At 48.0% G+C, this 24,001-nt stretch carries 19 protein-coding genes, 3 tRNA genes and 1 pseudogene; 17 read left to right on the top strand and 6 right to left on the bottom strand.

The genetic code is table 11. The features are described 5' to 3' along the window. The first annotated feature begins 34 nt into the window (after positions 1-34). From KFF03_RS13965 to rpoS, 4 genes are all read left to right on the top strand, one after another. Entirely contained in the window at positions 35-667 is a 633-nt protein-coding gene (locus tag KFF03_RS13965; RefSeq protein ID WP_255860926.1) for a protein-L-isoaspartate(D-aspartate) O-methyltransferase, read from the top strand. Between the two features lie 52 nt (positions 668-719). After that, on the top strand, positions 720-1,619 hold the full coding sequence (locus tag KFF03_RS13960; protein ID WP_255857532.1) for a DUF368 domain-containing protein: 900 nt from the start codon (positions 720-722) through the stop codon (positions 1,617-1,619). Between the two features lie 267 nt (positions 1,620-1,886). Next, positions 1,887-2,657: a peptidoglycan DD-metalloendopeptidase family protein gene (locus KFF03_RS13955; protein WP_255857531.1), complete on the top strand. Its 771-nt coding sequence runs from the start codon at positions 1,887-1,889 to the stop codon at positions 2,655-2,657. 109 nt (positions 2,658-2,766) lie between these two features. Then, positions 2,767-3,732: an RNA polymerase sigma factor RpoS gene (gene rpoS / locus KFF03_RS13950; protein ID WP_255857530.1), complete on the top strand. Its 966-nt coding sequence runs from the start codon at positions 2,767-2,769 to the stop codon at positions 3,730-3,732. Positions 3,733-4,017: 285 nt separating this feature from the next. Here the strand turns inward: rpoS and fdxA are convergent, their stop codons facing one another. Then, complete coding sequence (gene fdxA / locus KFF03_RS13945) at positions 4,018-4,347, bottom strand: ferredoxin FdxA (protein ID WP_255857529.1); 330 nt, start codon at positions 4,345-4,347, stop codon at positions 4,018-4,020. A 222-nt stretch (positions 4,348-4,569) separates the two neighbouring features. Continuing rightward, a pseudogene (mutS, locus tag KFF03_RS13940) lies at positions 4,570-7,230 on the bottom strand (DNA mismatch repair protein MutS). Positions 7,231-7,472: 242 nt separating this feature from the next. Here mutS and recA point away from each other — a divergent pair. From recA to KFF03_RS13925, 3 genes are all read left to right on the top strand, one after another. Next, positions 7,473-8,510: a recombinase RecA gene (recA, locus tag KFF03_RS13935; RefSeq protein ID WP_255857528.1), complete on the top strand. Its 1,038-nt coding sequence runs from the start codon at positions 7,473-7,475 to the stop codon at positions 8,508-8,510. Further along, a complete protein-coding gene (locus tag KFF03_RS13930; RefSeq protein WP_255857527.1) occupies positions 8,491-8,967 on the top strand; it encodes a regulatory protein RecX in 477 nt (158 codons plus the stop codon). Before recA ends, KFF03_RS13930 begins: the two co-directional genes overlap by 20 nt. A 263-nt stretch (positions 8,968-9,230) precedes the next feature. Further along, entirely contained in the window at positions 9,231-10,298 is a 1,068-nt protein-coding gene (locus tag KFF03_RS13925) for an AraC family transcriptional regulator (protein ID WP_255857526.1), read from the top strand. On the opposite strand, the gene KFF03_RS13920 is transcribed toward KFF03_RS13925, so the two are convergent. The 4 genes from KFF03_RS13920 to KFF03_RS13905 form a co-directional block, all read right to left on the bottom strand. Further along, complete coding sequence (locus KFF03_RS13920; protein WP_255857525.1) at positions 10,245-11,540, bottom strand: NAD(P)/FAD-dependent oxidoreductase; 1,296 nt, start codon at positions 11,538-11,540, stop codon at positions 10,245-10,247. The two genes, KFF03_RS13925 and KFF03_RS13920, sit on opposite strands and share 54 nt — an antisense overlap. A gap of 115 nt (positions 11,541-11,655) precedes the next feature. Then, complete coding sequence (locus KFF03_RS13915) at positions 11,656-11,904, bottom strand: hypothetical protein (RefSeq protein ID WP_255857524.1); 249 nt, start codon at positions 11,902-11,904, stop codon at positions 11,656-11,658. Continuing rightward, positions 11,905-12,894 (bottom strand): hypothetical protein, encoded by a 990-nt coding sequence (locus tag KFF03_RS13910; RefSeq protein WP_255857523.1) that lies wholly within the window; start codon positions 12,892-12,894, stop codon positions 11,905-11,907. It lies immediately after the preceding gene. Between the two features lie 87 nt (positions 12,895-12,981). After that, on the bottom strand, positions 12,982-13,185 hold the full coding sequence (locus KFF03_RS13905; RefSeq protein WP_255857522.1) for a DUF2892 domain-containing protein: 204 nt from the start codon (positions 13,183-13,185) through the stop codon (positions 12,982-12,984). A 152-nt stretch (positions 13,186-13,337) separates the two neighbouring features. Here KFF03_RS13905 and alaS point away from each other — a divergent pair, with 152 nt between their 5' ends. From alaS to fba, 10 genes are all read left to right on the top strand, one after another. After that, positions 13,338-15,980 (top strand): alanine--tRNA ligase, encoded by a 2,643-nt coding sequence (gene alaS / locus KFF03_RS13900; protein ID WP_255857521.1) that lies wholly within the window; start codon positions 13,338-13,340, stop codon positions 15,978-15,980. A 225-nt stretch (positions 15,981-16,205) separates the two neighbouring features. Further along, on the top strand, positions 16,206-17,435 hold the full coding sequence (locus KFF03_RS13895; RefSeq protein ID WP_255857520.1) for an aspartate kinase: 1,230 nt from the start codon (positions 16,206-16,208) through the stop codon (positions 17,433-17,435). A gap of 190 nt (positions 17,436-17,625) precedes the next feature. After that, positions 17,626-17,823 carry a carbon storage regulator CsrA gene (csrA, locus tag KFF03_RS13890; protein WP_255857519.1) on the top strand — a complete coding sequence of 66 codons (198 nt, stop codon included), beginning with the start codon at positions 17,626-17,628 and terminating at the stop codon, positions 17,821-17,823. A gap of 99 nt (positions 17,824-17,922) precedes the next feature. Beyond that, positions 17,923-18,012 (top strand) — tRNA-Ser (locus KFF03_RS13885). Positions 18,013-18,092: 80 nt separating this feature from the next. Further along, a tRNA-Arg gene (locus KFF03_RS13880) sits at positions 18,093-18,169 on the top strand. Between the two features lie 60 nt (positions 18,170-18,229). Next, positions 18,230-18,306, top strand: a tRNA-Arg gene (locus KFF03_RS13875). 186 nt (positions 18,307-18,492) lie between these two features. Further along, positions 18,493-20,415 (top strand): methyl-accepting chemotaxis protein, encoded by a 1,923-nt coding sequence (locus tag KFF03_RS13870; protein ID WP_255857518.1) that lies wholly within the window; start codon positions 18,493-18,495, stop codon positions 20,413-20,415. A 124-nt stretch (positions 20,416-20,539) separates the two neighbouring features. Beyond that, positions 20,540-21,568: a type I glyceraldehyde-3-phosphate dehydrogenase gene (locus KFF03_RS13865; protein WP_255860925.1), complete on the top strand. Its 1,029-nt coding sequence runs from the start codon at positions 20,540-20,542 to the stop codon at positions 21,566-21,568. 22 nt (positions 21,569-21,590) lie between these two features. After that, entirely contained in the window at positions 21,591-22,751 is a 1,161-nt protein-coding gene (locus tag KFF03_RS13860; protein ID WP_255857517.1) for a phosphoglycerate kinase, read from the top strand. 151 nt (positions 22,752-22,902) lie between these two features. After that, positions 22,903-23,967 carry a class II fructose-bisphosphate aldolase gene (fba, locus tag KFF03_RS13855; protein ID WP_255857516.1) on the top strand — a complete coding sequence of 355 codons (1,065 nt, stop codon included), beginning with the start codon at positions 22,903-22,905 and terminating at the stop codon, positions 23,965-23,967. Positions 23,968-24,001 lie beyond the last annotated feature (34 nt).

The raw sequence follows: 24,001 nt of genomic DNA, 5'->3' as shown, positions 1-24,001 counted from the left end.
CGTCGTGAACGAAAAATATTTCGCCGGCATTGGCATGACCTCACAACGTACCCGTAATCGTCTGGTGGATCGGTTGCGGGAATCCGGTATTAAAAACGATGACGTGTTACAGGTGATTGCCACCACGCCGCGTCACTTTTTTATTGATGAAGCTTTAGCCCATCGTGCGTATGAAGATACCGCGCTGCCGATTGGTAATGGTCAGACGATCTCTCAACCCTACACCGTTGCACGTATGACCGAAGTACTATTGGCGGCTGGCCCGCTGAATAAAGTCTTGGAAATTGGTACTGGCTCCGGCTACCAGACAGCGGTGCTCAGCCCGTTAGTGACGCATTTATACAGTGTTGAGCGCATTGAAGCTTTGCATAAAAAGGCGGCCATGCGTCTGGAGGCGTTACAAATGCGTAATGTCACGCTGGCATTATCGGATGGTACCTGGGGCTGGCCTGAGCATGGCCCGTATGACGGTATTCTGGCTGCGGCAGCACCGGAAGACGTCCCTCAGTCTCTGTTGGATCAGTTGGCAGAGGGTGGCCGTCTGGTATTGCCAGTGGGTACGGAAGAGCAAAAGCTGGTGTTGATCACCCGTCGGGGCAATCACTTCTCACGGAAAACATTGGAGCCAGCGCGTTTTGTACCGTTTTTGTCGGGCGTTCAGCGTTAAGGCTCTCAATTAGCCGGTACATATTTATCACTTTTACCTTTAAGGAAACCTTATGAAGCACCTATGGCTGTTTCTGAAAGGCATTGCTATGGGAGCGGCAGATGTAGTTCCCGGTGTGTCTGGTGGCACAATCGCCTTTATTACCGGCATCTATACCGAGCTGCTGGATTCGATTAAAAGCATTAATCTGAATGCGCTGCAAACCTTGTTTAAGCAGGGGCCAAAGGCGGCCTGGCAAGCTATTAATGGTACCTTTCTGCTGGTATTAGGCAGTGGTGTATTACTGGCGTTGTTATCCTTGGCGAAAGTGCTGCATTACTTATTACTGACACAGCCGGAATTATTATGGTCTTTCTTCTTTGGTTTGATCATTGCCTCCAGCTGGCATATCGGCAAAGAGATTCGGGGCTGGAACCTCCGTAAAGGAATGACGTTACTTGCAGGTATTATCATCGCAGCGGGCATCAGCCTGGCATCGCCGTCCTCACTTGAGCCGACGCCGTTGGTTCTGTTTGGTGCTGGGAGTATTGCTATTTGTGCCATGATTCTGCCTGGGATTTCCGGCAGCTTTATTCTGCTGCTGATGGGCCTGTATGAACCGGTTCTGAGTGCATTAAAAGCGCTGGATCTTGGTGTCATGGTGTTGTTTGCTGGTGGTGCTGGGGTTGGCCTGCTGGTGTTTTCCCGTATTCTCAGTTGGTGCTTGCATCATTATAAAGATGTCATGTTCTCACTCTTGACCGGGTTTATGTTGGGCTCACTGACAAAAGTCTGGCCCTGGAAAGAAACGATCAGTACTCGGATCAACTCCAAAGGAGAGGAAGTTCCTTTCCTGCAGAGCAATATTTTGCCGCTTGAGCAGCCAGTCGATGCCATCATTGTTGCCGCTGCTTTGATGATTGTTGGTGCTGCATGCGTGCTTATATTAGAAAAAGTGGCACAATCACGTTGATGAAAGCGGTAGTTGCTGTTTGAAAAATATGCAAACAAGTGTTCAGTAAAAGAATGAAGCGGCAGGTTAGTTCTGCCGCTTTTTTGTATCTGAGCGTATGACTAGCGTATAGAAAGATCTTTTGGAGTAAAAAAATTCTTTTTTTTAGAGTTTTTTGGAATAACTATTTTAATTTTAATTTTGAATGGTTAGAAAGAGCGTGGAATTCGTCACAAAACAAAAAGCTGTCGTTTCTGAGTGTCAAAAAATAACCATCTATGGGCAATCATGAAAATTACCTCCCCTGTCATATTAGTCATGTTAGTTACACTCGTAACAGGATGCCTCTCCAGTCGAGATTTTGTTTCAGTTGAAAGAAAGTTCAGTAGTGAGGAAAAGACGCCGGGATTCCATCATGTGAAAAAAGGTGAGACCTTGTTCTCGATTGCCTGGCGCTACGGGCTAGACTTTAGAACGTTAGCAAACACTAACTCGATATCAGCCCCCTATACCATCTACCCAGGACAAAAAATTGACGTTCGTAATGTACCAAGGCCTAAGACGACTCAGGCCAGTCGCAGTGTCGAAAAACCGTCAAAACCACCAGTGCCGAACACCGTCAAATCTCAGCCTGAAGTTAAAAACAGTCATAGCGCGCCACTTACTGCTGCCAGCACTTCGAATGCAAAGTGGATGTGGCCAGTGAACGGTCGTTTAATTAGCCGTTTTTCGACCAAAAAGCCGGTGAATAAGGGGATTGATATCGACGGTGCTTTGGGTGAATCTGTTTTGGCAGCAGCGGCTGGAACCGTAGTTTACGCGGGACGTGGACTACGGGGTTATGGCAACCTGGTAATCGTCAAACACAATGAGACATACCTCAGTGCCTACGCCCATACCAGCCGGATTGTGGTCAGTGAACAAGACGTTGTTAAAGCTGGCCAGAAGATTGCCGAAATAGGATCTACTGGTACCGACAAAGTGAAACTTCACTTTGAGATCCGCAAAAACGGCAAGCCGGTTGATCCACTTAAGCACTTACCTGCCAAACGGAGGTAAGGATTCCGAATCCCGGACTTGAGTGGATAAAAAGTAATCAATCGTTCTGGTATGAAATCTGTTTCGGTTCAGATTCAGGATGATCACACTAAACAAGGCGGGAAACGACATGGCAGCACAACAACGTGAATTACGCGAAGAAGACGTTTTTGAAGATGTAGAAGCACTGGCTCTGGTTGAAGAGTCAGGCGATGAGGCAAAATCAGACGAACGTTTTGCCGCAGATACCTCATATAAAGCACTGGACGCAACTCAGTTATATCTGAACGAAATTGGCTTCTCACCGTTATTGTCAGCCGAAGAAGAAGTGCATTACGCACGTCTGGCTCGCAAAGGTGACGAAATGGGCCGTCGTCGTATGATCGAAAGTAACCTGCGACTGGTGGTAAAAATCTCCCGTCGTTACGTGAATCGTGGTTTATCACTGCTGGATCTGATCGAAGAAGGCAACCTGGGCCTGATTCGTGCCGTTGAAAAGTTCGATCCGGAGCGTGGTTTCCGTTTCTCAACCTACGCAACCTGGTGGATTCGCCAGACCATCGAACGTGCCATCATGAATCAGACCCGCACCATCCGTCTGCCGATTCATGTAGTCAAAGAATTAAATGTTTACCTGCGTGCTGCCCGCGAGCTGACTCAGAAGCTGGATCATGAGCCAACCGCAGAAGAGATTGCTGAGCTGTTAGAAAAGCCGGTAGCGGACGTTAAGCGCATGCTGAAGCTGAATGAGCGTGTTACTTCGGTAGACACGCCATTAGGTCCAAGCTCTGACAAGTCTGTACTGGATACCATTGCAGATGAACGTGTGTCTGACCCAAGTGAAGAGCTGCAGAATCAGGACATTCACGCCAACCTGGGCCAGTGGATTGAAGAGCTGCCAGAAAAACAACGTGAGGTATTATCCCGTCGCTTCGGTCTGCGCGGTTACGAAACCAGCACCTTGGAAGATGTGGGCCGTGAAATTGGTCTGACCCGTGAGCGTGTTCGCCAGATTCAGGTTGAAGCTCTGAAGCGTCTGCGCGAGATCATGGAAAAACAAGGTCTGAACGCGATGACCCTTTTTGGTGAAATTTGAGAGTGGCAAAATCTGAGTTTGGTGAAATCTAAGCAGCAGATATAAAAAACAACCAGCTGACATACTAATGGCGATAGCTTGATAACCGAATTACAAGGTATCGGTTGAGCATGCCGGAGAGGCAAATGAACTCCCGCATTGTGTTTGTTTTAACGGCATGTTGTGAGTTGGTGTTATAGCGATAAAAGTTATAACAATAAAAAAGCGGAAGCTGGTAAGGCTTCCGCTTTTTTTATGCTTTGAAGAAGGTGCTAAAACACCGTGCTACAACAATAGTTTGCTCGGTTAGCGTTCCAGATGTTCCAGCTTGTCGGGTACGCCATCCCATTCTTCAGCATCCGGTAACGGGTCTTTTTGTTCGGTGATGTTGTTATCCACCCATTCTTCCGCCAGTTCCGCGTTCAGTTCAATGTATTGTTCCTGACCAGCCGGTACTTCATCTTCTGAGAAAATCGCCTGTGCCGGACATTCTGGTTCACACAGCGCGCAATCAATACATTCATCCGGGTGAATTACCAGAAAATTCGGGCCTTCGTAGAAGCAATCAACCGGGCACACCTCAACACAGTCGGTGTACTTACATTTCACACAGTTATCAGTCACCACAAAAGCCATGCGGTAATCTCCTAGTTGTCATCAAATAATTCGGTTTGCCGCTGCAATCAAAATCGAGCGAGTCAGCATATTTTTAATAATTAGTCGGCAATTTTAGGTAGCCCTTGCCCGGGCCGCAAGCTTCCGACCAGACCAATGGGTTATAGTTTCCATTAGTCTGGTTCTAAAAAGACCACCTTATATAAGTGGTTTTCATAAGTAATTTTTAAAACGGGAGTGGAATCAGAGCAACTCTTTTAAGTGATACAAGCTCTCCAGCGCTTGTCGTGGCGTCATATTATCCAGATCCAGTGTGCCGAGTTTCTCTTCCACAACCGATGGCATCACAGAGAACATATCACCTTGCTGGGGCTGATGTTGGGACTGGGGTTGATGTTGGATGTCGGTTTGTGATTGGTTTTGAGGCTGAGCTGGCTGTTCGGCAGCGGCCTGAGCGCTAGCGGCCGGTTCTTGTGACGCAGGTTGTACCTGAGTCGGCGCTTGCTGCTCCAGTTGTTGTAGTTGCGTTTTGGCCTGAGTGATGACATTGGTCGGCACACCGGCTAACTGTGCGACCTGCAAACCATAACTCTGGTTGGCTGGCCCTTGTTCAACCGAATGCAGGAAGATAATTTTATCGTCGTGCTCGGTCGCTTTCAGATGGACATTGCAGGCATTGTCATGCTGTTCGGGCAGAGCAGTCATTTCAAAGTAGTGAGTGGCGAACAAGGTAAACGCATTAATGGAATCGGCCAGGTGGGCTGCACTGGCCCAGGCCAGAGATAAGCCATCAAAGGTGCTGGTGCCACGACCGACCTCATCCATCAGCACCAGGCTATTTTCGCTGGCGTTATGAAGGATGTTGGCGGTTTCGGTCATTTCCACCATAAAGGTTGAACGGCCACCGGCGACATCATCGGCGCTGCCCATGCGGGTAAAGATACGATCAATCGGCCCCAAAGTGACAGCTTCCGCCGGAACATAGCTGCCAACATAGGCCAGCAGGGTGATTACTGCCACCTGACGCATATAGGTCGATTTACCGCCCATGTTGGGGCCGGTAATAATCTGCATCCGTTGTTGCTGATCTAGCTGGGTGTCGTTGGCGACAAACGGGTCGGTAATCAGGTTTTCCACCACCGGATGGCGGCCTTGCTGAATATGTAAGACCGATTCATCAACCAGTTGTGGTTGTGCAAAGCGTAAGGTTTCCGCCCGTTCCGCTAGGTTAGTGAGCACGTCGAGTTCGGATAAGGCCGCTGCACTGACCTGCAAATTGATCAGGTCTTCGCCTAACTCGCGAACCAGAGTTTCATACAGCATTTTTTCCCGGCTTAATGCGCGGCTTTTGGCACTCAGTGCTTTGTCTTCAAACTCTTTTAATTCGGGAGTGATAAAACGTTCAGCATTTTTCAGTGTCTGGCGACGGATGTACTCGGTAGGCGCCTGATCCGACTGAGCTTTGCTGATTTCAATATAGTAACCATGCACCCGGTTGTAGCCGACTTTTAAGGTGTTCAGGCCGGTGCGCTGTTTTTCCCGCTCTTCCAGTTTGACCAGAAAGTCTCCGGCGTTTTCACTCAGGCCACGCAGCTCATCCAGCTCGGCATCGTAACCTTCGGCAATCACTCCGCCATCACGAATCACCACCGGCGGATTTTCAATAATGGCTTGGGTTAAACGCTCAACCCAATGCGGAAATTCCTGCGCCCGATCGTGTAACGCCGCTGCCAGTGGTGTATCCAGGTCACGCAATTGTTGGCGAATATCAGGTAATACGGTGTACGCATCGCGCAAACGTGCCAGATCCCGAGGGCGGGCAGAACCCAATGCCACGCGAGATAAAATTCGTTCGATATCGCCTACCTGTTTTAGCGCTTTATGGATGCCTTCCCAAGCGTAGCCATCAATCAGTTGGCGAATAAAGCCTTGGCGTTGTTGCAGTTGTTGCTGATCCCGAATTGGCCGGTTGAGCCAGCGTTTTAACAAACGGCTGCCCATGGCGGTGGCGGTTTTATCCATAATCCAGGTCAGGGTGTACTGATCATCACCTTTCTGGTTGATGTCGATTTCCAGATTACGGCGCGATGCAGGGTCAATCACAATGGCATCGTCTGGCTGCTCCACGGTGAGTGTACGAATGTGTGGCAGATTGTTACGTTGGGTGTCTTGAGCGTAATGCAACAAGGCGCCAGCGGCACGAATGGCTACTGTCATGGCTTCACAGCCAAAGCCCCGTAAATCGCGGGTTTTTAATTGTTGCGTTAGCAGTCGTAGCGCGGTGTCTGATTCAAAATGCCAGGGCGCCATGCGCTTAAAGCCCATGCGCTCGCTGATCATCTCCGGATAAACATTCTCTTCATTTGCCAATAATTCCGCCGGACGCAGACGCTAAACTTCGGCCAGTAAAGCTTCTTCACCATCGACTTCTAATACCGAAAACCGTCCTGAGCTGATTTCCAATACCGCCAGGCCATGGCGTTGCTGATCTGAGCACAAGGCAACCAGTAGGTTGTCACTGCGTTCATCTAATAACGCTTCATCGGTTAGTGTGCCGGGTGTTAATACCCGAACCACTTTGCGTTCTACCGGTCCTTTGCTGGTCGCCGGGTCACCGATTTGTTCAGCAATGGCGACCGATACTCCTTGCTTGACCAGCTTGGCAACATAGTTCTCTGCGGCATGAAATGGCACACCGGCCATCGGGATTGGCTGACCATCGCCGCTTTTACCACGAGCCGTTAAGGTGATGTCGAGCAGTTGCGCTGCCTTTTTGGCATCGTCATAAAACAGCTCATAAAAGTCGCCCATGCGATAGAACAGAATAGTGTCAGGAAAGTCGGCCTTAATACGCAGGTATTGCTGCATCATTGGAGTATGTTTGGTGCTGGGCTGAGCTGCCATGACAGGTGTCCTTAATCGCGTAGATAGTGGATACAAATACGAGTGAAAAATGAAAGAGGGAATTGTAAGGGAGAGGGGTGAAAAAAGCCGTTAAAAAATTCCTGTATATCTTTCCAGTATTTTTTACTCCGAAGGGGTTGGCGACTAAAAAAAGCTATGGTTAAATACTGGTTAAATTTACAGTGATCGAAACAGGTGTTTCACCCGCCGGTCTGAATGGTTAAACATTAAAGGAATTCTTTATGGACGCGAATAAGCAAAAAGCGCTTGATGCTGCACTGGGCCAGATTGAACGTCAGTTTGGTAAAGGCGCCATCATGAAGATGGGTGAACAACCACGTGAAGCGATTCCGGCGGTTTCCACTGGTTCTCTGGGGCTTGATATTGCTTTGGGCATTGGCGGTCTGCCAATGGGCCGTATTGTTGAGATTTATGGCCCGGAAAGCTCAGGTAAAACCACCATGTGTTTGTCAGCGATGGCACAGGCGCAAAAGGCTGGCAAAACCGTTGCCATCATTGATGCGGAGCACGCGTTAGATCCACTGTATGCCGAGAAGCTGGGTATTGATCTGGATAGCCTGCTGGTATCACAGCCGGATACGGGTGAACAGGCACTGGAAATCTGTGACAGCTTGGTTCGTTCTGGTGCGGTTGATGTGATTGTGGTGGACTCCGTTGCGGCGTTAACACCAAAAGCTGAAATTGAAGGCGATATGGGTGATTCCCACGTTGGCTTACAGGCTCGTCTGATGTCTCAGGCGCTGCGTAAAATTACCGCCAACGTTAAAAATGCGAACTGTCTGGTGATCTTTATTAACCAGATTCGTATGAAAATTGGTGTGATGTTTGGTAGCCCGGAAACCACCACCGGTGGTAATGCATTAAAATTCTACTCATCTGTTCGTTTGGATATTCGTCGTACCGGTTCAGTGAAGCAGGGTGATGAAATTGTTGGTAACGAAACCCGGGTGAAAGTGGTGAAAAACAAAGTATCACCACCGTTCCGCCAGGCAGAATTCCAGATTATGTATGGTCAGGGCATTTACCACATGGGTGAGGTTATTGACCTGGGTGTGAAATGTGAGCTGGTTGAGAAGTCTGGAGCCTGGTATAGCTACAAAGGCAATAAGATTGGTCAGGGTAAAGCTAACGCTTCCAAGTTCCTGGAAGAAAATCCTGAAATGGCCGCTGAAATTGAAGCTCAGATTCGTGCCCAGTTGCTAAATATCTCAAATGAAGAATCGGCTGCCGAAGATGTGGATGCAGCAGAAGAAGCCTGATTTCCTCGATGAAAATGAATTGCGTCGGGCAGCGGTCGATCTGCTGTCGCGGCGTGATTATTCCCGCCTTGAATTATTTCGAAAACTTAAGTCTCGTTGCGAAAAGATTGAAATACTTGAGCAGTTGTTAGACGACCTTCAGCAACGTCAGTGGCAATCAGATTTACGCTTTGCGGAGTCATTTCTGAACTCACGCTTTGCTCGTGGCCTTGGTCCTTTGCGCATTCGCCAGGAACTGAAAGAAAAAGGAATTAATGCCCAGACGATTACTTTGACGTTTGAGTCTTTTGAGGGCGATTGGTATGACAGTGCCTTGCAAACACTGAAAAAAAAATACCATTCACTGAAAGAAAATGACCCGAATCGTAAGCAGAAACTTTATCGTTTTATGGCGTATCGTGGTTTTTCTCAGGACTATATTACTTACGCACTGGATGAGCTGAATAATACTCAGTAATAAAAAACTTTTATTTTTTGTCGCATATTTCCAGTCTTTGTAACGTCACTGGATATTTTACGCTGACATTTGTTTCTCTGTCGTCTCAGTCTATTGACAGAACACCCACTGGAAAACACACTCGCAGGTATATGCCTAAAATCTGTATCTCTGTATCTATATTCTTACAGCGATATGTTTATAAGCTTATTTACCGGGAAGTGATAATAAATAATCAAAAATCCACGTTGAGAAAGGATATAAACTCAACAGCTCAGGTTGATGTGTCCATCATTCAGCATTTGCTGGCGTTCTGGGAAAGCCGGGGCATAAACACTACTCCTGTTTGGCAACTACTTAAATTAAATCAAACTCAGACATTGCCACGCTGGGTGGCTGCTGCGCGCCTGTCTGACGTCTATTTGTATATGGTGCAGCAAGGTTTTGACTATCGTTTATTAGTCTCTACCGGGAAATACCTGGCAGCTCAGGATTTATCTCTGATTCGTTTATTGCATTATGGCGATAGCTTTGAAAATGTACTGCCACAATACTGTCGGTTTTCACATTCTGTTGTCGGCAGAATTGCGTTTGATATAGAAAGTGATGCCGGAGAAAAACGGATTGTGTTGAAGCCTTTGGCCTCAGACAATACGCTGAATTATGCCGCTGTTCTGGTCGCATCAACATTGTATTTTGTTTGTCAGACGATGCTCGAAGGTACTGAATTTTCAAATGACCTGACATTATATTTGCCTTCCGATTGTTACCAGAAAATTGGTTTTTCTGGCCTGTCAGATTCTTCGGGGCAGCCCGACTCTTTAGCGTTGGCGAATATTTCTGTGATGGAAGCCGATGTATTTGCGTTAGGCTTTTCCAGAGTTTTGTGGCAACGCAATAATCCTTTTCAGCAGCCTGAATTGTACCGCAATGAATTACGCAATCTTGAGAAAGGCAATCATAAATTCAGAGAATATCTGGATGTCTACGGTGAACTTAAGGGCATGCTTCAGGCGTGTTTACTTGAGCGTCAGGTTTCTCAGGAATACATGGCTGAGCGTTTAGGAATCAGTGTTCGTAACTTGCAACGACGTTTGAAAGCCTTAGGGACTAACTACCAGAATTTGTTGGATGAGGCTCGCCATACGTTATCGCTGGAGTTATTGAAAAGCGAAGAACTGCCTTTATACGAAGTGGCGTATATGGTGGGGTATACAGAGCCCAGCGCTTTTTATAAAGCGTTTAAACGCTGGACCGGGATGACGCCAGGCGATTATCGCCTGGCGGATGATCAGCCGTTAATGCAGCTTCAGTCTGGGTCTGATGACCTTGTTGATATGGCCGACCAGTGACAGCAGTATAGTGTGCCAATAACCATGTAATGCAATCTGATGTAATCGGTATAACGATACATAAACCAGTCTTGCCAGTCGGCCTTCAATCATCATTGAGCCTTGAGTCAGGTTACCCATCAAGCTGCCAACGGTACTGTAACGACTGAGTGAAACGAGTGAACCTTTGTCCTTGTAAACAAACTCAGGCATTGGCTTATTTTTATGCCGGGCTTTGAGTGCTTTAAACAGATGGCTGGCTTGTTGATGTGCAGCCTGCGCCCGAGGTGGTACGGGTTTGCCATCCTCTTGCAGCATACTGGCACAGTCACCCAGTGCAAAAATGTTGTCATCCTCTGTCTGCAAATGTCGGTTCACAACAATCTGATTGACGCGGTTTGTTTCCAGTCCCAGTGTTTTCATAAACTCAGGCGCTTTCACCCCTGCAGCCCAGACCTTTAACTTGGCTTTGATCGGCCCCTGGTCTTTTGTTTCAAAGCCTTCTGCTGTTGCAGCTGTAATCAGAGTATTGGTTCTGACGGTGACTCCCAGCTTTTCCAGCTCTTTTGTGGCTGCGGCTGAAATACGTTGTGGCAATGCTGGAAGAATGCGTTCGCCGGCTTCGATCAGGGTAACCTTCAGGTTTTGTGGCTTCAGGTTTTTTAAGCCATAACTGACTAATTCTTCAGCCGTGTTGTATAGCTCAGCGGATAATTCGACGCCGGTTGCACCTGCGCCAACAATCGCGATATCCAGATCGCGAATCTGATCATTGTCGCCACTTTTGGCATTAGCTCTGAGAAATTCATTCAACAACGTCTGGTGGAATTTATCCGCTTGTTTGCGGCTATCCAGAAAGACACAATGCTCTTTGGCACCAAGGGTGCCAAAATCATTGGTGACACTGCCCAGTGCCAGTACCAGGGTGTCATAACTCACTTTGCGTTCAGCCAGAACTTCATCACCCTGATCATCCACCATAGGGGACAGAATGATGTGCTTATTGTCGCGGTCAAGGCCCGACATCCGGCCTAACTGGAAGTTAAATCCATGTTTTTTACCATGGGCACGATAATTCAGTTCATCAATTCCTGAATCTAAAGCGCCGGTGGCAACTTCATGTAGTAATGGCTTCCACAAGTGAGTCGGATTGGCATCAATCAGTTCAATCTCTGCTTTGCTCGTTCGGCCTAATGACCGTCCGAGTTGAGTTGCCAGTTCCAATCCGCCTGCGCCACCGCCAACAATGACGATACGTTGCATAAAACGAACTCCGAAAAGTGAATGCTAAGGGCCTTAGAATCATTCTCAGGGCCCTGAGTGAAAAAACTGCAAATATTATACGGGTAATAGGCGGTTTTTATAACGCTTGAGATGGTTATTCGGCGGGTAAAAAAGAGATAGCGCCCAGTAAATGCGCAGTCGCAATAAGAATAATTATTATTGCTGCTGAGCTTAATGTCTTTCGTAATGGAGCCGGGTATTTAAGGTAGGATTGGTGAAGGTGAATAAAGCGAACATGGCCAAAAGGTCCAACGGCCAATTGCAGCATCAATAATGCTGCTGAAAATATCAGTGCAATCAGAATAACAGGGGTTGCGATATCGGCCGGAAAAGGAAGAGTCATTCAGTTACCTGCAAGAGTGAGCGTTGATAGCTTATTCTGACATGCTTGTTGATTTAATGCTTCTTCTGCGCTGTATACCGGCAGGCTGACACAGCTTGTCAGAGCCTGGCCAATCTCCTTGGCATATTTGCGGGAATCAAGGCGGGTCATTGCTGTGGCATATTCATTAAAAATAACAGGCAATTCACTCTCTAATTGCAGAGCTGCCTGAAAATGTGCAATCGCTCTGCTTTCTGTTGAGCCGTAAGTAATGCGACCAACAAACGATCCTACGCGCTCAACAACGCCAGCATGGAGGCCGCCAAGCATGGCCGGATAGATGGCTCGTTGAGGAAACTGCTCCCGCATCTGAGTTAATAAATCATTGGCTGCTTCAAGGTGACCACTACTAACAGCGGCTGATGTTGGTAATAGTTCTAGTTCCCGGGCATAGGCATAGGTGAGGCCAAACAAGGCCGGTTGGTAATTGTTTACATGCTCCGCAATGGTTTCTGACAGTCCTATAATTTCCTGAAAATTGGCGAGTCGGCGTTCCGGGTCACTCTCTAATAAAGTGGTGTACATCATTTTTGCGTAAAACGCCGGTATTAAACCGGCATAACCCAGTTGAATACCCAAGGTATATGCTTCTTCAAACTCTCCCTGGTAGTGGTGACGCCACACCTGAGTAATGGCTTCAGATAACGCATTAAAATCTCCGGCCTGCGCTTGTTCCACCGCTGGGTGCAATGATGTTTGATGTTCAGCTTGTTGCGTGATCAGAGAAGGGAATTGTAACGCAACAGACTTGAGTTGATCCGGGCTGGGGTAAGGAATGAAGCTACTTTTGGTTAACTGTGGCCAATGGTGTTTTAGTTTGTCGCCGCTGTAATCAAACTTTGGGAGTGTGTCAGGGTAACTAACCCAATGGCCCGGCTCGGTTGCCATCACGTCCGTGACTCTTATCATCAGCGGAACAAAAATCATCAGGATCAAAAAACGGAGCAACATATTCAACGCCTCTGGTTTGAAGGGAAGGATAGAAGGGCGTGATTATAGAAGCTCCGTTTTTGTGTGGTAGGTGTGATCCAGCCAACTCTAATTAAACGCGTTACCTGGTTTGACTCCCAGCTTTTTCAGCACTAATGCCATGGGGCAAAACCCGGTGAAGGCAGATTGCAGCATGACAAAGCCAATAAACCCGGTAAACCCAAGCCAATAAACGCTGTGTACCTGAGATAAAATAACGCTGAGCAGGATCAGTGTGCCTGCTCCGGCAAAAACACTTCGGTCAAGATTCATAGTGGTCTCCAACTTTTATTTAAATATGAATATATGGTTATTTATGATTCATTCTAAGTCAAGTAATGAGATCTGATCGCAGGCGTTAGCCCCCGCCTGGGGAAACCGCTATACTTCCGCTTTTTATTTTATCCGTTCGGATTTAGCACCGTATGAAAAGCTCTGAGATTCGCCAAAAGTTCCTCGACTTCTTTGCTTCCAAAGGCCACGAAGTGGTTGCTTCCAGCCCTCTGGTTCCGGGTAATGACCCGACTTTGTTGTTCACTAACGCCGGTATGGTGCAGTTTAAAGACTGTTTTCTCGGCCAGGATAAGCGCAGCTATACCCGCGCCACGTCTTCTCAGCGCTGTGTGCGTGCGGGTGGTAAACACAATGACCTGGAAAACGTGGGTTACACCGCACGTCACCACACCTTCTTTGAAATGTTGGGTAACTTCAGCTTTGGTGACTACTTCAAGCAAGATGCGATCAAATACGCTTGGGAATTCCTGACGTCAGATCAGTGGCTGAACTTGCCAACCGAAAAACTGTTGGTGACGGTGTACGCTGAAGACGACGAAGCGTTTGATATCTGGAATAAAGAAGTGGGTATCCCGGCAGACAGCATTATCCGCATCGGTGACAACAAAGGTGCGAAATACGCCTCGGATAACTTCTGGCAGATGGGTGACACCGGTCCTTGTGGCCCATGTACCGAAATTTTCTACGATCACGGTGAGCATATCTGGGGTGGTAAGCCAGGTACGCCGGAAGAAGACGGCGACCGTTTTATCGAGATCTGGAACAACGTATTTATGCAGTTTAACCGTACCGAAGACGGTGAAATGCAGCCGCTGCCAAAACCATCGGTGGATACCGGTATGGGTCTGGAGCGTATCTCGGCGATTATGCAGGGTGTGCACTCTAACTACGAAATTGACCTGTTCCAGGCGCTGTTAAAAGCGGCGGGAGATGTCACCGGTTGCACCGATACTGAGAACAAATCTCTGCGCGTTATTGCTGACCACATTCGTTCAACCGCATTCCTGGTGGTGGATGGTGTCTACCCATCGAACGAAGGCCGTGGTTATGTATTGCGCCGTATTATTCGTCGTGCGGTACGTCACGGTCATATGTTGGGTGCTCCGGCTGGTTTCTTCCACAAGCTGGTTCCGGCGTTAGCGGAACAAATGGGCGAAGCTTACCCAGAGCTGGTGAAGCTGCAGGATCAGGTATCCAAGGTATTACGTTTAGAAGAAGAACAGTTCGCTAAAACGCTGGATAAAGGCATGGGCATTCTTAACGATGCCATTGCCAAGCTGGAAGGCGACACCATTCCGGGTGAAACCGTATTTAAGTTGTACGACACCTATGGCTTCCCGGTGGATTTAACCGCTGACGTGGCCCGTGAAAAAGACCTGAAAGTGGATGAAGAAGGCTTTGATAAAGCCATGACTCATCAGCGTGAAACCGCCCGTGCAGCCGGTAACTTCTCAGCTAAAGCAGCGAGTGGTTTAGGTCTGGAAGGTGAAACCGAATTCTGTGGTTACGATCAGCTGAGCAACACAGGTTCCGTTCAAGCGCTGATTAAAAATGGCGAAAAAGTGGATGTCCTGACTGCTGGCGACGAAGCGCTGCTAGTGCTGGATGCAACTGCGTTCTACGGCGAGAGTGGTGGTCAGGCCGGTGATAGTGGCTTCCTGAAAGCCGCTGGTGTTGTATTCCAGGTTAAGAACACCACCAAAGAGGACGGTAATCACGTTCACCACGGTGTACTGGTAGAAGGCAACATTAAGGTTGGTGATCAGCTGACCGCTGAAGTGGATGCGGAAAAACGTGCGGCAACCACGCTGCATCATACGGCCACTCACTTATTACACGCGGCGTTGCGCACTGTATTGGGTGAGCATGTTGCTCAAAAAGGCTCGTTAGTAACCTACGACAAACTGCGTTTTGACTTCTCTAATCTGGAAGCCATGACCCCGGAAGAAATCACCGCGGTTGAAACCATGGTGAATGACCAGATTCGCGATAACAGTGAAGTGGTGACCAAGTTGATGAATATCGACGATGCCAAAAACAGCGGTGCAATGGCGTTATTCGGTGAGAAATACGACGACGAAGTTCGCGTATTGTCGATGGGTACCGGTGAAGGTGCTGAGCAGTTCTCAATCGAATTATGTGGTGGTACTCACGCCAAACGTACTGGTGACTTAGGTCTGCTTAAGATTACGACCGAAGCTTCAGCAGCAGCGGGTGTCCGCCGTATTGAGGCGGTGGCTGGTCAGGCGGCGTTGGATTTTGTGGCCGAACAGGAAGCGGCGTTAGGCGGTATTGCTCGTCTGGTGAAAGGCAGCACCGATAACGTTGGCGATAAAGTAGAGCAGTTGGTGGCTCGCAGCCGTCAGCTGGAAAAAGAAATCGAAGCGCTCAAAGCTAAGCTTGCCAGCTCTGCGGGTTCGGATCTGGCCGCACAGGCAAAAGACATTGCTGGAGTGAAAGTTCTGACAGCCCGTATTGACGGCACCGATGTGCCAACTATGAAAACTACGATGGATGGCCTGAAAGACAAGTTGGGTTCTGCGCTGATTCTGCTGGCGGCTGATAACGATGGCAAAGTGACGTTACTGGCCGGTGCGACCAAAGATGTGATTGGTAAAGCCAAAGCCGGTGATGCGGTGAAAGCCGTTGCTGAATATGTGGATGGCCGTGGTGGCGGCAAGCCGGAAATGGCCCAGGCAGGTGGTCAGAAGCCGGAAGGTATCGATCAGGCACTGGAAGCATTTGAAACTTGGGCTGCTGAAAAGCTGGCTTAATGTTCTGCGCTGTCTCTGTTTGAGATTGAAGCCGTGTTATTGATATTCGATAACACGGCTTTTTATTGCCAGATATTTGAGTTGGGTCAGGAGTTATTCGTTAAATCCCGACTTACTTTGTTAAATGCCCTTGAAAATTGCCTGAATTACCACCAAATCTTTTCTGAATGGGCCAATTAGTGTTTAATTAGCGCCCCTTAAATTCAGTCGACCCAGTGAATTATCATGGCGTTATACGTACAGAAATACGGTGGAACCTCGGTTGGTTCGATCGAACGCATCGAGCACGTGGCAGACAAAGTGAAGTCTTTCCACGACGCTGGTCATCAGGTTGTGGTTGCCGTCTCGGCAATGAGCGGTGAAACCAACCGTCTGATTGGTCTGGCAAAAGATATTTCAGATAACCCAACTCCCCGTGAAATGGATGTGTTGGTATCGACCGGTGAGCAAGTCACCATTGCTTTATTATCGATGGCATTACAAAAGCGTGGCATTGATGCCCGTTCTTTCACCGGCTGGCAAGCGGGTATGAAAACCGATAATGCCTATATGAAAGCCCGTATTGAAGATATCGATACCGATGCCATGCGCGCTCAGTTGGATGCTGGCGGTGTATGTGTGGTTGCTGGTTTCCAGGGTATCGACGAAGACAATAATATTACCACGTTGGGTCGTGGTGGTTCTGACACCACGGGTGTGGCACTGGCTGCGGCATTAAAGGCCGATGAATGTCAGATCTATACCGATGTTGATGGTGTGTATACCACTGACCCGCGTGTTGTGCCTTCTGCCAAACGTATGGAAAAGGTTACGTTTGAAGAAATGCTGGAAATGGCCAGCTTAGGCTCTAAGATTCTGCAGATTCGTTCGGTTGAATTTGCAGGCAAATACAAAGTTCCGCTCCGTGTTCTTTCCAGCTTTAAGGAAGGAAACGGCACTCTGATCACAATGGAGGAGAACAGCTCCGTGGAAAATCCAGTTATTTCCGGTATTGCTTTTAACCGTGATGAAGCCAAAGTGACCGTAAAAGGTGTGCCTGATATCCCAGGTGTTGCTTCAAAAATTCTGGTTCCTGTCAGTGATCAGAATGTTGAAGTCGATATGATCATCCAGAACGTTTCTGCAGATGGCACCACCGATTTTACTTTTACCGTACACCGTAATGACTACCAGAAAGCTCTGGAAATTTTACGTACGACCGCCGCTGAGTTAAATGCACGTGAAGTTACGGGAACCGATGACATCTGTAAGGTGTCTATGGTGGGTGTCGGTATGCGTTCCCATGCCGGTGTTGCCAGTAAAATGTTTAAAGTTCTGGCGGATGAAAATATTAATATTCTGGCGATCACTACTTCTGAAATTAAAATCTCAGTAGTGATTGAAGAAAAATATCTGGAATTGGCCGTGCGCGCCCTGCATACAGCATTTGGACTAGACGCTGAAGCAGACGCCTGATTTCTGCCTTTCCTGATTAGTATTAAAGAGAGCTCAATGATTGGTCTCTCTTTAATAACTAAAAATTCTCAATAACCCTAAAGTTGTAGCTTTCAATCTGACCAGACTGGTCAATACTGGATGCAAGGGATGAGAACTCGGCTAACGCCAACAGCACCCTAAAATCGAACAGGAATGTTAGGAGAATCCTATGCTTATTTTAACCCGTCGTGTAGGCGAAACACTGATGGTTGGTGACGATGTGACCGTTACTGTCCTTGGTGTCAAAGGAAATCAGGTACGAATTGGTGTGAATGCACCAAAAGAAGTGGCTGTTCACCGTGAAGAAATCTATCAGCGCATTCAGCGTGAAAAAGATGGTGATGGAGAGGCAAACGGTAACTACTGATCCCTCGTATTTCATCAAAGGAAAATTTCTAAAGCATTAATTTCTTTGAAATTTTTCTTTGATTTTCAAAATAACGTGGTATTATGCGCGCCGTGACATGGAGAGATGGCCGAGTGGCTGAAGGCGCGCCCCTGCTAAGGGCGTATAGGTTTACCCCTATCGAGGGTTCGAATCCCTCTCTCTCCGCCACGTTTTTCTGCTTCTTGCAGAAGCGTATAAAGTTAGTTGACAGTTATTGTTTACTCTCTATAATACGCGCCCCACGATGCGCGCTCGTAGCTCAGCTGGATAGAGTACCTGGCTACGAACCAGGCGGTCGAAGGTTCGAATCCTTCCGAGCGCGCCATTCTTTATTGAATGATTCCAATCGTGATTTATCTCTGTATCAGAGAATGCTTTAAGAGACGCGCTCGTAGCTCAGCTGGATAGAGTACCTGGCTACGAACCAGGCGGTCGAAGGTTCGAATCCTTCCGAGCGCGCCAATTAAGCAACCTTCCTCGAAATTAAATACTCCTGATTATCTTCAACTGTTTAGTTTCTTCGCTTTAGCGACGAAGGTGAGAACCTTCTGGTTCGTACCGAGCGCAGCTAATTAAGCCATTCAAATCATTCAATCCTTCATCTCCTAGTCTCTCTGCTAGTCTTAAATGACATTCCAGGAGAACGTTATGAGCTGGTCGCATTTACCCCTGAAACGAAAATTGCTGTTGGCGATGGCCGGAGCTTTATTTATTTCTATCACCTTATCCACCATTCTGACGACCGTATTGGTGCGTGACAGTACTATCGAGCGTATTTCAGAAGCTGAAATCCCTGCAACTTTGTCAGCAGTTTCCGCTCAGGTAGCCCGAGAAATTGAAACCCGACTTGCGGTTGCCAGTACGATGGCAATGAATGTACCTGTTAATCAATGGTTGAGCGATGGTGAGCCAGAGCTTCAGCGGACTCAGGTTATTCAATATCTCAGTAATGTGCTGGAGCAGGAGTCTGCGTTAACGACTTTTTTAATATCCGGAAAAACGGGTAGTTATTACACTCGAGATGGGCTTGCCAGGAAGCTCGACCCTAATAATGACACCTGGTTTTATGATTTTGTTAATAGTGGCAAAGCATACAGCCTGGATCTGGATATTGATGACACGACTAAGGTGCCGACATTATTTATTAATTACCGCATTCCCGGGCAACAGGCAATTACAGGGATTGGTTTAAAAATCAGCGAGCTATCGAATTTTATTCGCAACTATCAGGTGGGGCAGTCTGGCTTGGTTTATCTGGTTGATCCGGAAGGCGCTATTAAAATTCACCCTCAGGTGGATGTGTCTGGTGAAAAAAGCCTGACTGAAAGAAGTGAGCTTTCTGGTCTATTGGGAGAGTTGCTGAACCCTGTCGGGAGTCAGGTACTGACTGTACAGCAACCAACGGAGCGGTTGATGGCAGCTCAATATATTGAATCGCTGGGTTGGTATGTGGTGGCTGAATTACCAACCAGTGAGCTTTTTTCTGCGTTGCGTGACATGACCATGCTGACGATCGTGCTTAATCTGATTCTGGTAGGCGGTTTTATTTTGATTGCTATGTGGCAGTCATCAACTATTACACGCCCGATTGCAAATGCGGCTGATATGTTACAGGGCATTGCCGATGGTGACGCCGATTTGACTCGCCGGCTAACGATTTACAGTCACGATGAAGTAGGAACACTTTCCAGCGCTTTTAATCGCTTCAGTGAAAATATGAGGAGTTTAATTGCACAGTTAGCGGGTACTGCTGAGCAGGTCCATAATGCTGCCTCTCAGGTACAACAATCATCAAAAGACTCTCATCACAACTCGCAAGAACAGGTTGAGAGTATTGCACTGGTAGCCACAGCCATTACTGAGATGGGGGCCACCGTAAAGGAAATTGCTGCAAACGCGGAGCAAACTGCCACTGCCAGTCATACCGCAGTGCAGGAGTCAGATTCCGGCCAGCAATTAATGCAACATACAACGCAGGAAATGGAGGCGCTGAATACTGAACTGCAGGATGTTGCAGCAGCGGTTGAGCGATTAGCTGATGACGTGGGTCAGATCAGCTCGGTTTTAGGTGTTATCTCAGGCATATCTGAGCAAACCAATTTATTAGCGCTTAATGCGGCCATTGAAGCAGCGCGTGCCGGAGAACAGGGGCGTGGTTTTGCAGTTGTTGCTGATGAAGTGCGTAATCTGGCGCAGAAATCTCACCAGGCGACAGAAGAAATTGGCAGTATGATTGAAAAGCTGCAGTCGACTTCTGCTGCAGCGGTCAATGCGATGCAAAAAGGCGGCGAGCGTTGTGCTACGGTCGTGTCACAATCGTCGCAAGCATCTGAAGCATTGGATGCTATCCGTCATTCCATCAGCACCATGACGGACATGGCCACCTTGGTGGCAACAGCAACGGTAGAGCAATCCAGTGTTGTAGCGGATCTTGAGAAACACGTTACTCGTATTAACGTGTTGGCTGAACAAACTTCAGAAGCTTCGGAAGTCACTGCTCAAGTTGCCGAACAGCAACTGGATACCGCGTCGTCGGATCTGAATACCATTGTGGCTAATTTCCGCTACTGAATCTGCTTATCAAAGCGGTTCCTATCCGAAACAAAATCCGCGAAAATAGTGCATTAAGCATTATTTTTGCGGATTTTCTGTGACTTCTTTTGATTCGGACATTTCACAACCTTCTACATCTAAAATGACTCGTGTTGCTATTAACGGTTTTGGTCGAATTGGCCGTTGTGTGCTGCGTGCTCTGTATGAAAACGGCTACCGTGATCAGTTGCAGGTCGTGGTTATTAATGAATTGGCCGATATCGAATCACTAAGCTATATGTTGCGTTATGACAGCACGCATGGCCGCTTCCCTGGGGAGGTCAGTGTGGCGGATGAGCGTCATTTATTAGTAAACGGTGATCGCATCTGTGTGCGTCATATTGAAGATCCTACAGAGCTGAACTGGGACGAACTGAATATTGATCTGGTGCTGGAATGTACTGGCCAGATCACTCATCGTGATGGCGCACAATTGCACCTGGATCGCGGCGCATCCAAAGTGCTGATCTCCAACCCCGCAGACGCCTCTGTGGATAACACCATTATTTATGGCCTTAATCACGACACCCTGACTTCAGAGCAGAGCATTATTTCCAATGGTTCCTGCTCAACCAACTGTTTGATACCGGTACTGACTCTGTTGGATCAGGCTTATGGTGTGGAAGCAGGAGTCACCACTACCATTCACTCAGCCATGAACGACCAACCCGTGATTGATGCTTACCACTCGGATTTACGCCGTACCCGTGCCGCCGGGCAAAGCATTATTCCGGTAGAAACGGGTTTATCCAAAGGCATTGGCCGTTTAATGCCACATCTCGATGGCAAAATAGAAAGTCTGCATGTGAGGGTGCCCACCGCCAATGTGTCAGCATTGGATCTGAGTATTCAGTTAAAACAAAACACCACCTCACAAGCGGTGAATGACCTGATACAATCCGCCGCCGAAGGTGAGCTCAGCAGCCTGAATCTGAAAGGCATTGTTGGTATTAGTGCTGAACCTCATGCTTCCATTGATTTTAACCATGACCCCAGATCTGGGGTGGTGGATGCCACGCAAACTCGTGTGAGTGGTGGCAAGTTATTAAAGCTGCTGGTGTGGTTTGATAACGAGTGGGGATTTGCCAATCGCATGCTCGATACCGCACGTTTGATGGCGAAACACTTCTAGTTAATTTAGTTAGGACATTACAATGACTGTATTAAAAATGACTGATCTGGACCTGAAAGGAAAACGCGTCCTGATTCGTGAAGACTTAAATGTGCCGGTAAAAGACGGTAAGGTAACTTCTGACGTGCGTATTCGTGCGTCTTTACCAACCATTCAACACGCGCTGGAAGCGGGTGCCAAAGTCATTGTGATGTCTCACTTAGGCCGCCCAACCGAAGGTGAATACGAAGAAAAATTCTCCATGCAACCGGTGGCTGATCACTTAGGTGGTTTGCTGGGTCGTGATGTTAATGTGGTTAAAGACTTTAAAGCCGGTGTTGAAGTGGCTGAAGGCGAATTAGTACTGCTGGACAACGTTCGTTTTAACCCGGGCGAAAAGAAAGACGAAGACGAACTGGCTAAAGCCTATGCTGAGCTGTGTGACGTATTTGTTATGGATGCGTTTGGTACCGCTCACCGTGCACAAGCGTCTACTCACGGTGTAGCTAAGTTTGCTCCGGTTGCTTGTGCTGGCCCGTTGCTGGCAGCTGAGTTGGACGCATTAGGTAAAGCGCTGGATAACCCGGCTCGTCCGCTGGTAGCAATTGTGGGTGGTTCTAAGGTTTCGAGCAAGCTGGAAGTGCTGGAAAGCCTGTCTGACATCTGTGATCAGATCATCGTTGGTGGTGGCATTGCTAACACCTTCCTGGCAGCGGCAGGCAAACCAGTGGGTAAGTCTCTGTGTGAAAATGACCTGATTCCAAATGCTAAAGCGCTGATGGAAAAAGTATCCATTCCGGTTCCAACTGACGTAGTGTGTGGTAAAGAGTTCTCCGAAACGGCAGAAGCGACTCTGAAATCTGCGGATGACGTGGCTGAAGACGATATGATTTTCGACATCGGCCCAGACTCAGCCAAAGCACTGGCTGAGCAGCTGAAAGAAGCAAAAACCATTATCTGGAATGGCCCGGTGGGTGTGTTTGAATTTGATCAGTTTGGCGAAGGTACTAAAGCCCTGTCACTGGCGATTGCGGACTCTGATGGCTTCTCTATCGCCGGTGGCGGTGACACCTTAGCCGCCGTTGATAAGTATGAAATCGCTGACAAGGTTTCTTATATCTCCACGGGCGGTGGTGCTTTCCTGGAGTTTGTTGAAGGAAAAACGCTGCCAGCAGTTGCCATTCTGGAAGAGCGCGCTAAGTAAGCCGAAATTCCTGTTTGTGTCTGAATAAAAAACCGGCTCTGTTCTGCAGAGCCGGTTTTTTATTGCACAGAAATCGCTTTCATCTATTCCTGATCCGCAGAAACCGCTAGAATAGCGCGCAATTGAAATACACCAGATAAGGTATTTATACATGGCTCTGATCAGCATGCGTCAGATGCTGGATCACGCCGCCGAATTCGGCTACGGCGTACCAGCTTTCAACGTTAACAACCTGGAACAAATGCGCGCCATCATGGAAGCGGCCGACAAAACCGATTCTCCGGTTATTGTTCAGGCTTCTGCTGGTGCCCGTAAATACGCCGGTGCGCCTTTCCTGCGTCACCTGATTCTGGCGGCGATCGAAGAATTCCCGCATATTCCTGTGTGTATGCATCAGGACCATGGTGCTTCACCGACCGTATGTCAACGTTCTATCCAGCTGGGCTTCAGCTCAGTAATGATGGACGGTTCTTTGGGTGAAGATGGCAAAACGCCAATGTCTTATGAATATAACGTCGATGTTACTAAACGCACCGTTGAAATGGCCCACGGTTGTGGTGTGTCGGTTGAGGGTGAGCTGGGTGTGTTAGGCTCTCTGGAAACTGGCCAGGCCGGTGAAGAAGATGGCGTTGGCGCAGAAGGTACGCTGACCCATGATCAGATGCTAACTGACCCAGAAGAAGCAGCTGATTTCGTTAAGCAAACAGGTGTGGATGCTCTGGCTATTGCCTGTGGTACTTCTCACGGCGCTTATAAGTTCACTCGCCCACCAACAGGTGACATTCTGGCTATCGACCAGATTAAAGAAATCCACAAGCGTATTCCTAATACTCACCTGGTGATGCACGGTTCGTCTTCTGTGCCGCAGGAATGGCTGGCCATTATTAACGAGTTTGGTGGTGATATCCCGGAAACTTATGGTGTGCCGGTTGAGCAGATCGTTGAAGGTATCAAACATGGTGTTCGTAAAGTGAACATTGATACCGACCTGCGTTTGGCCTCTACTGGTGCGATCCGTCGCTTTATGGCGGAGAACCCAGGTGAATTCGATCCACGTAAATATCTGGCTCAGTCCGTTAAGGCGATGTCTCAGGTTTGTATCGACCGTTATGAAGCCTTTGGTACTGCTGGTAACGCGTCTAAGATCAAAGCGCTGTCTCTGGATGCGATGTTCGATCGTTACCAGTCGGGCGAGTTAGACCCTAAAGTTAACTAATACTTTTTGGGTTTTTAAAAAATAAAAAAGCGGC

The organism is Bacterioplanoides sp. SCSIO 12839 (assembly GCF_024397975.1).
GTDB lineage: Bacteria > Pseudomonadota > Gammaproteobacteria > Pseudomonadales > Oceanobacteraceae > Bacterioplanoides.
The sequence above is the reverse complement of the archived record's forward strand: the minus strand, read 5'-3'. Positions and strand labels throughout refer to the sequence as shown.

Excerpts from the sequence above, each read along its gene's own strand:
- fba (WP_255857516.1), top strand. The coding sequence starts at position 22,903 with ATGGCTCTGATCAGCATGCGTCAGATGCTGGATCACGCCGCCGAATTC.
- fdxA (WP_255857529.1), bottom strand. The coding sequence starts at position 4,347 with ATGGCTTTTGTGGTGACTGATAACTGTGTGAAATGTAAGTACACCGAC.
- KFF03_RS13860 (WP_255857517.1), top strand. The coding sequence starts at position 21,591 with ATGACTGTATTAAAAATGACTGATCTGGACCTGAAAGGAAAACGCGTC.
- KFF03_RS13965 (WP_255860926.1), top strand. The coding sequence starts at position 35 with ATGACCTCACAACGTACCCGTAATCGTCTGGTGGATCGGTTGCGGGAA.
- KFF03_RS13960 (WP_255857532.1), top strand. The coding sequence starts at position 720 with ATGAAGCACCTATGGCTGTTTCTGAAAGGCATTGCTATGGGAGCGGCA.
- KFF03_RS13955 (WP_255857531.1), top strand. The coding sequence starts at position 1,887 with ATGAAAATTACCTCCCCTGTCATATTAGTCATGTTAGTTACACTCGTA.
- KFF03_RS13905 (WP_255857522.1), bottom strand. The coding sequence starts at position 13,185 with ATGAATCTTGACCGAAGTGTTTTTGCCGGAGCAGGCACACTGATCCTG.
- KFF03_RS13930 (WP_255857527.1), top strand. The coding sequence starts at position 8,491 with ATGCAGCAGAAGAAGCCTGATTTCCTCGATGAAAATGAATTGCGTCGG.
- alaS (WP_255857521.1), top strand. The coding sequence starts at position 13,338 with ATGAAAAGCTCTGAGATTCGCCAAAAGTTCCTCGACTTCTTTGCTTCC.
- rpoS (WP_255857530.1), top strand. The coding sequence starts at position 2,767 with ATGGCAGCACAACAACGTGAATTACGCGAAGAAGACGTTTTTGAAGAT.
- csrA (WP_255857519.1), top strand. The coding sequence starts at position 17,626 with ATGCTTATTTTAACCCGTCGTGTAGGCGAAACACTGATGGTTGGTGAC.
- KFF03_RS13865 (WP_255860925.1), top strand. The coding sequence starts at position 20,540 with ATGACTCGTGTTGCTATTAACGGTTTTGGTCGAATTGGCCGTTGTGTG.
- KFF03_RS13910 (WP_255857523.1), bottom strand. The coding sequence starts at position 12,894 with ATGTTGCTCCGTTTTTTGATCCTGATGATTTTTGTTCCGCTGATGATA.
- KFF03_RS13920 (WP_255857525.1), bottom strand. The coding sequence starts at position 11,540 with ATGCAACGTATCGTCATTGTTGGCGGTGGCGCAGGCGGATTGGAACTG.
- KFF03_RS13870 (WP_255857518.1), top strand. The coding sequence starts at position 18,493 with ATGAGCTGGTCGCATTTACCCCTGAAACGAAAATTGCTGTTGGCGATG.
- recA (WP_255857528.1), top strand. The coding sequence starts at position 7,473 with ATGGACGCGAATAAGCAAAAAGCGCTTGATGCTGCACTGGGCCAGATT.
- KFF03_RS13915 (WP_255857524.1), bottom strand. The coding sequence starts at position 11,904 with ATGACTCTTCCTTTTCCGGCCGATATCGCAACCCCTGTTATTCTGATT.
- KFF03_RS13895 (WP_255857520.1), top strand. The coding sequence starts at position 16,206 with ATGGCGTTATACGTACAGAAATACGGTGGAACCTCGGTTGGTTCGATC.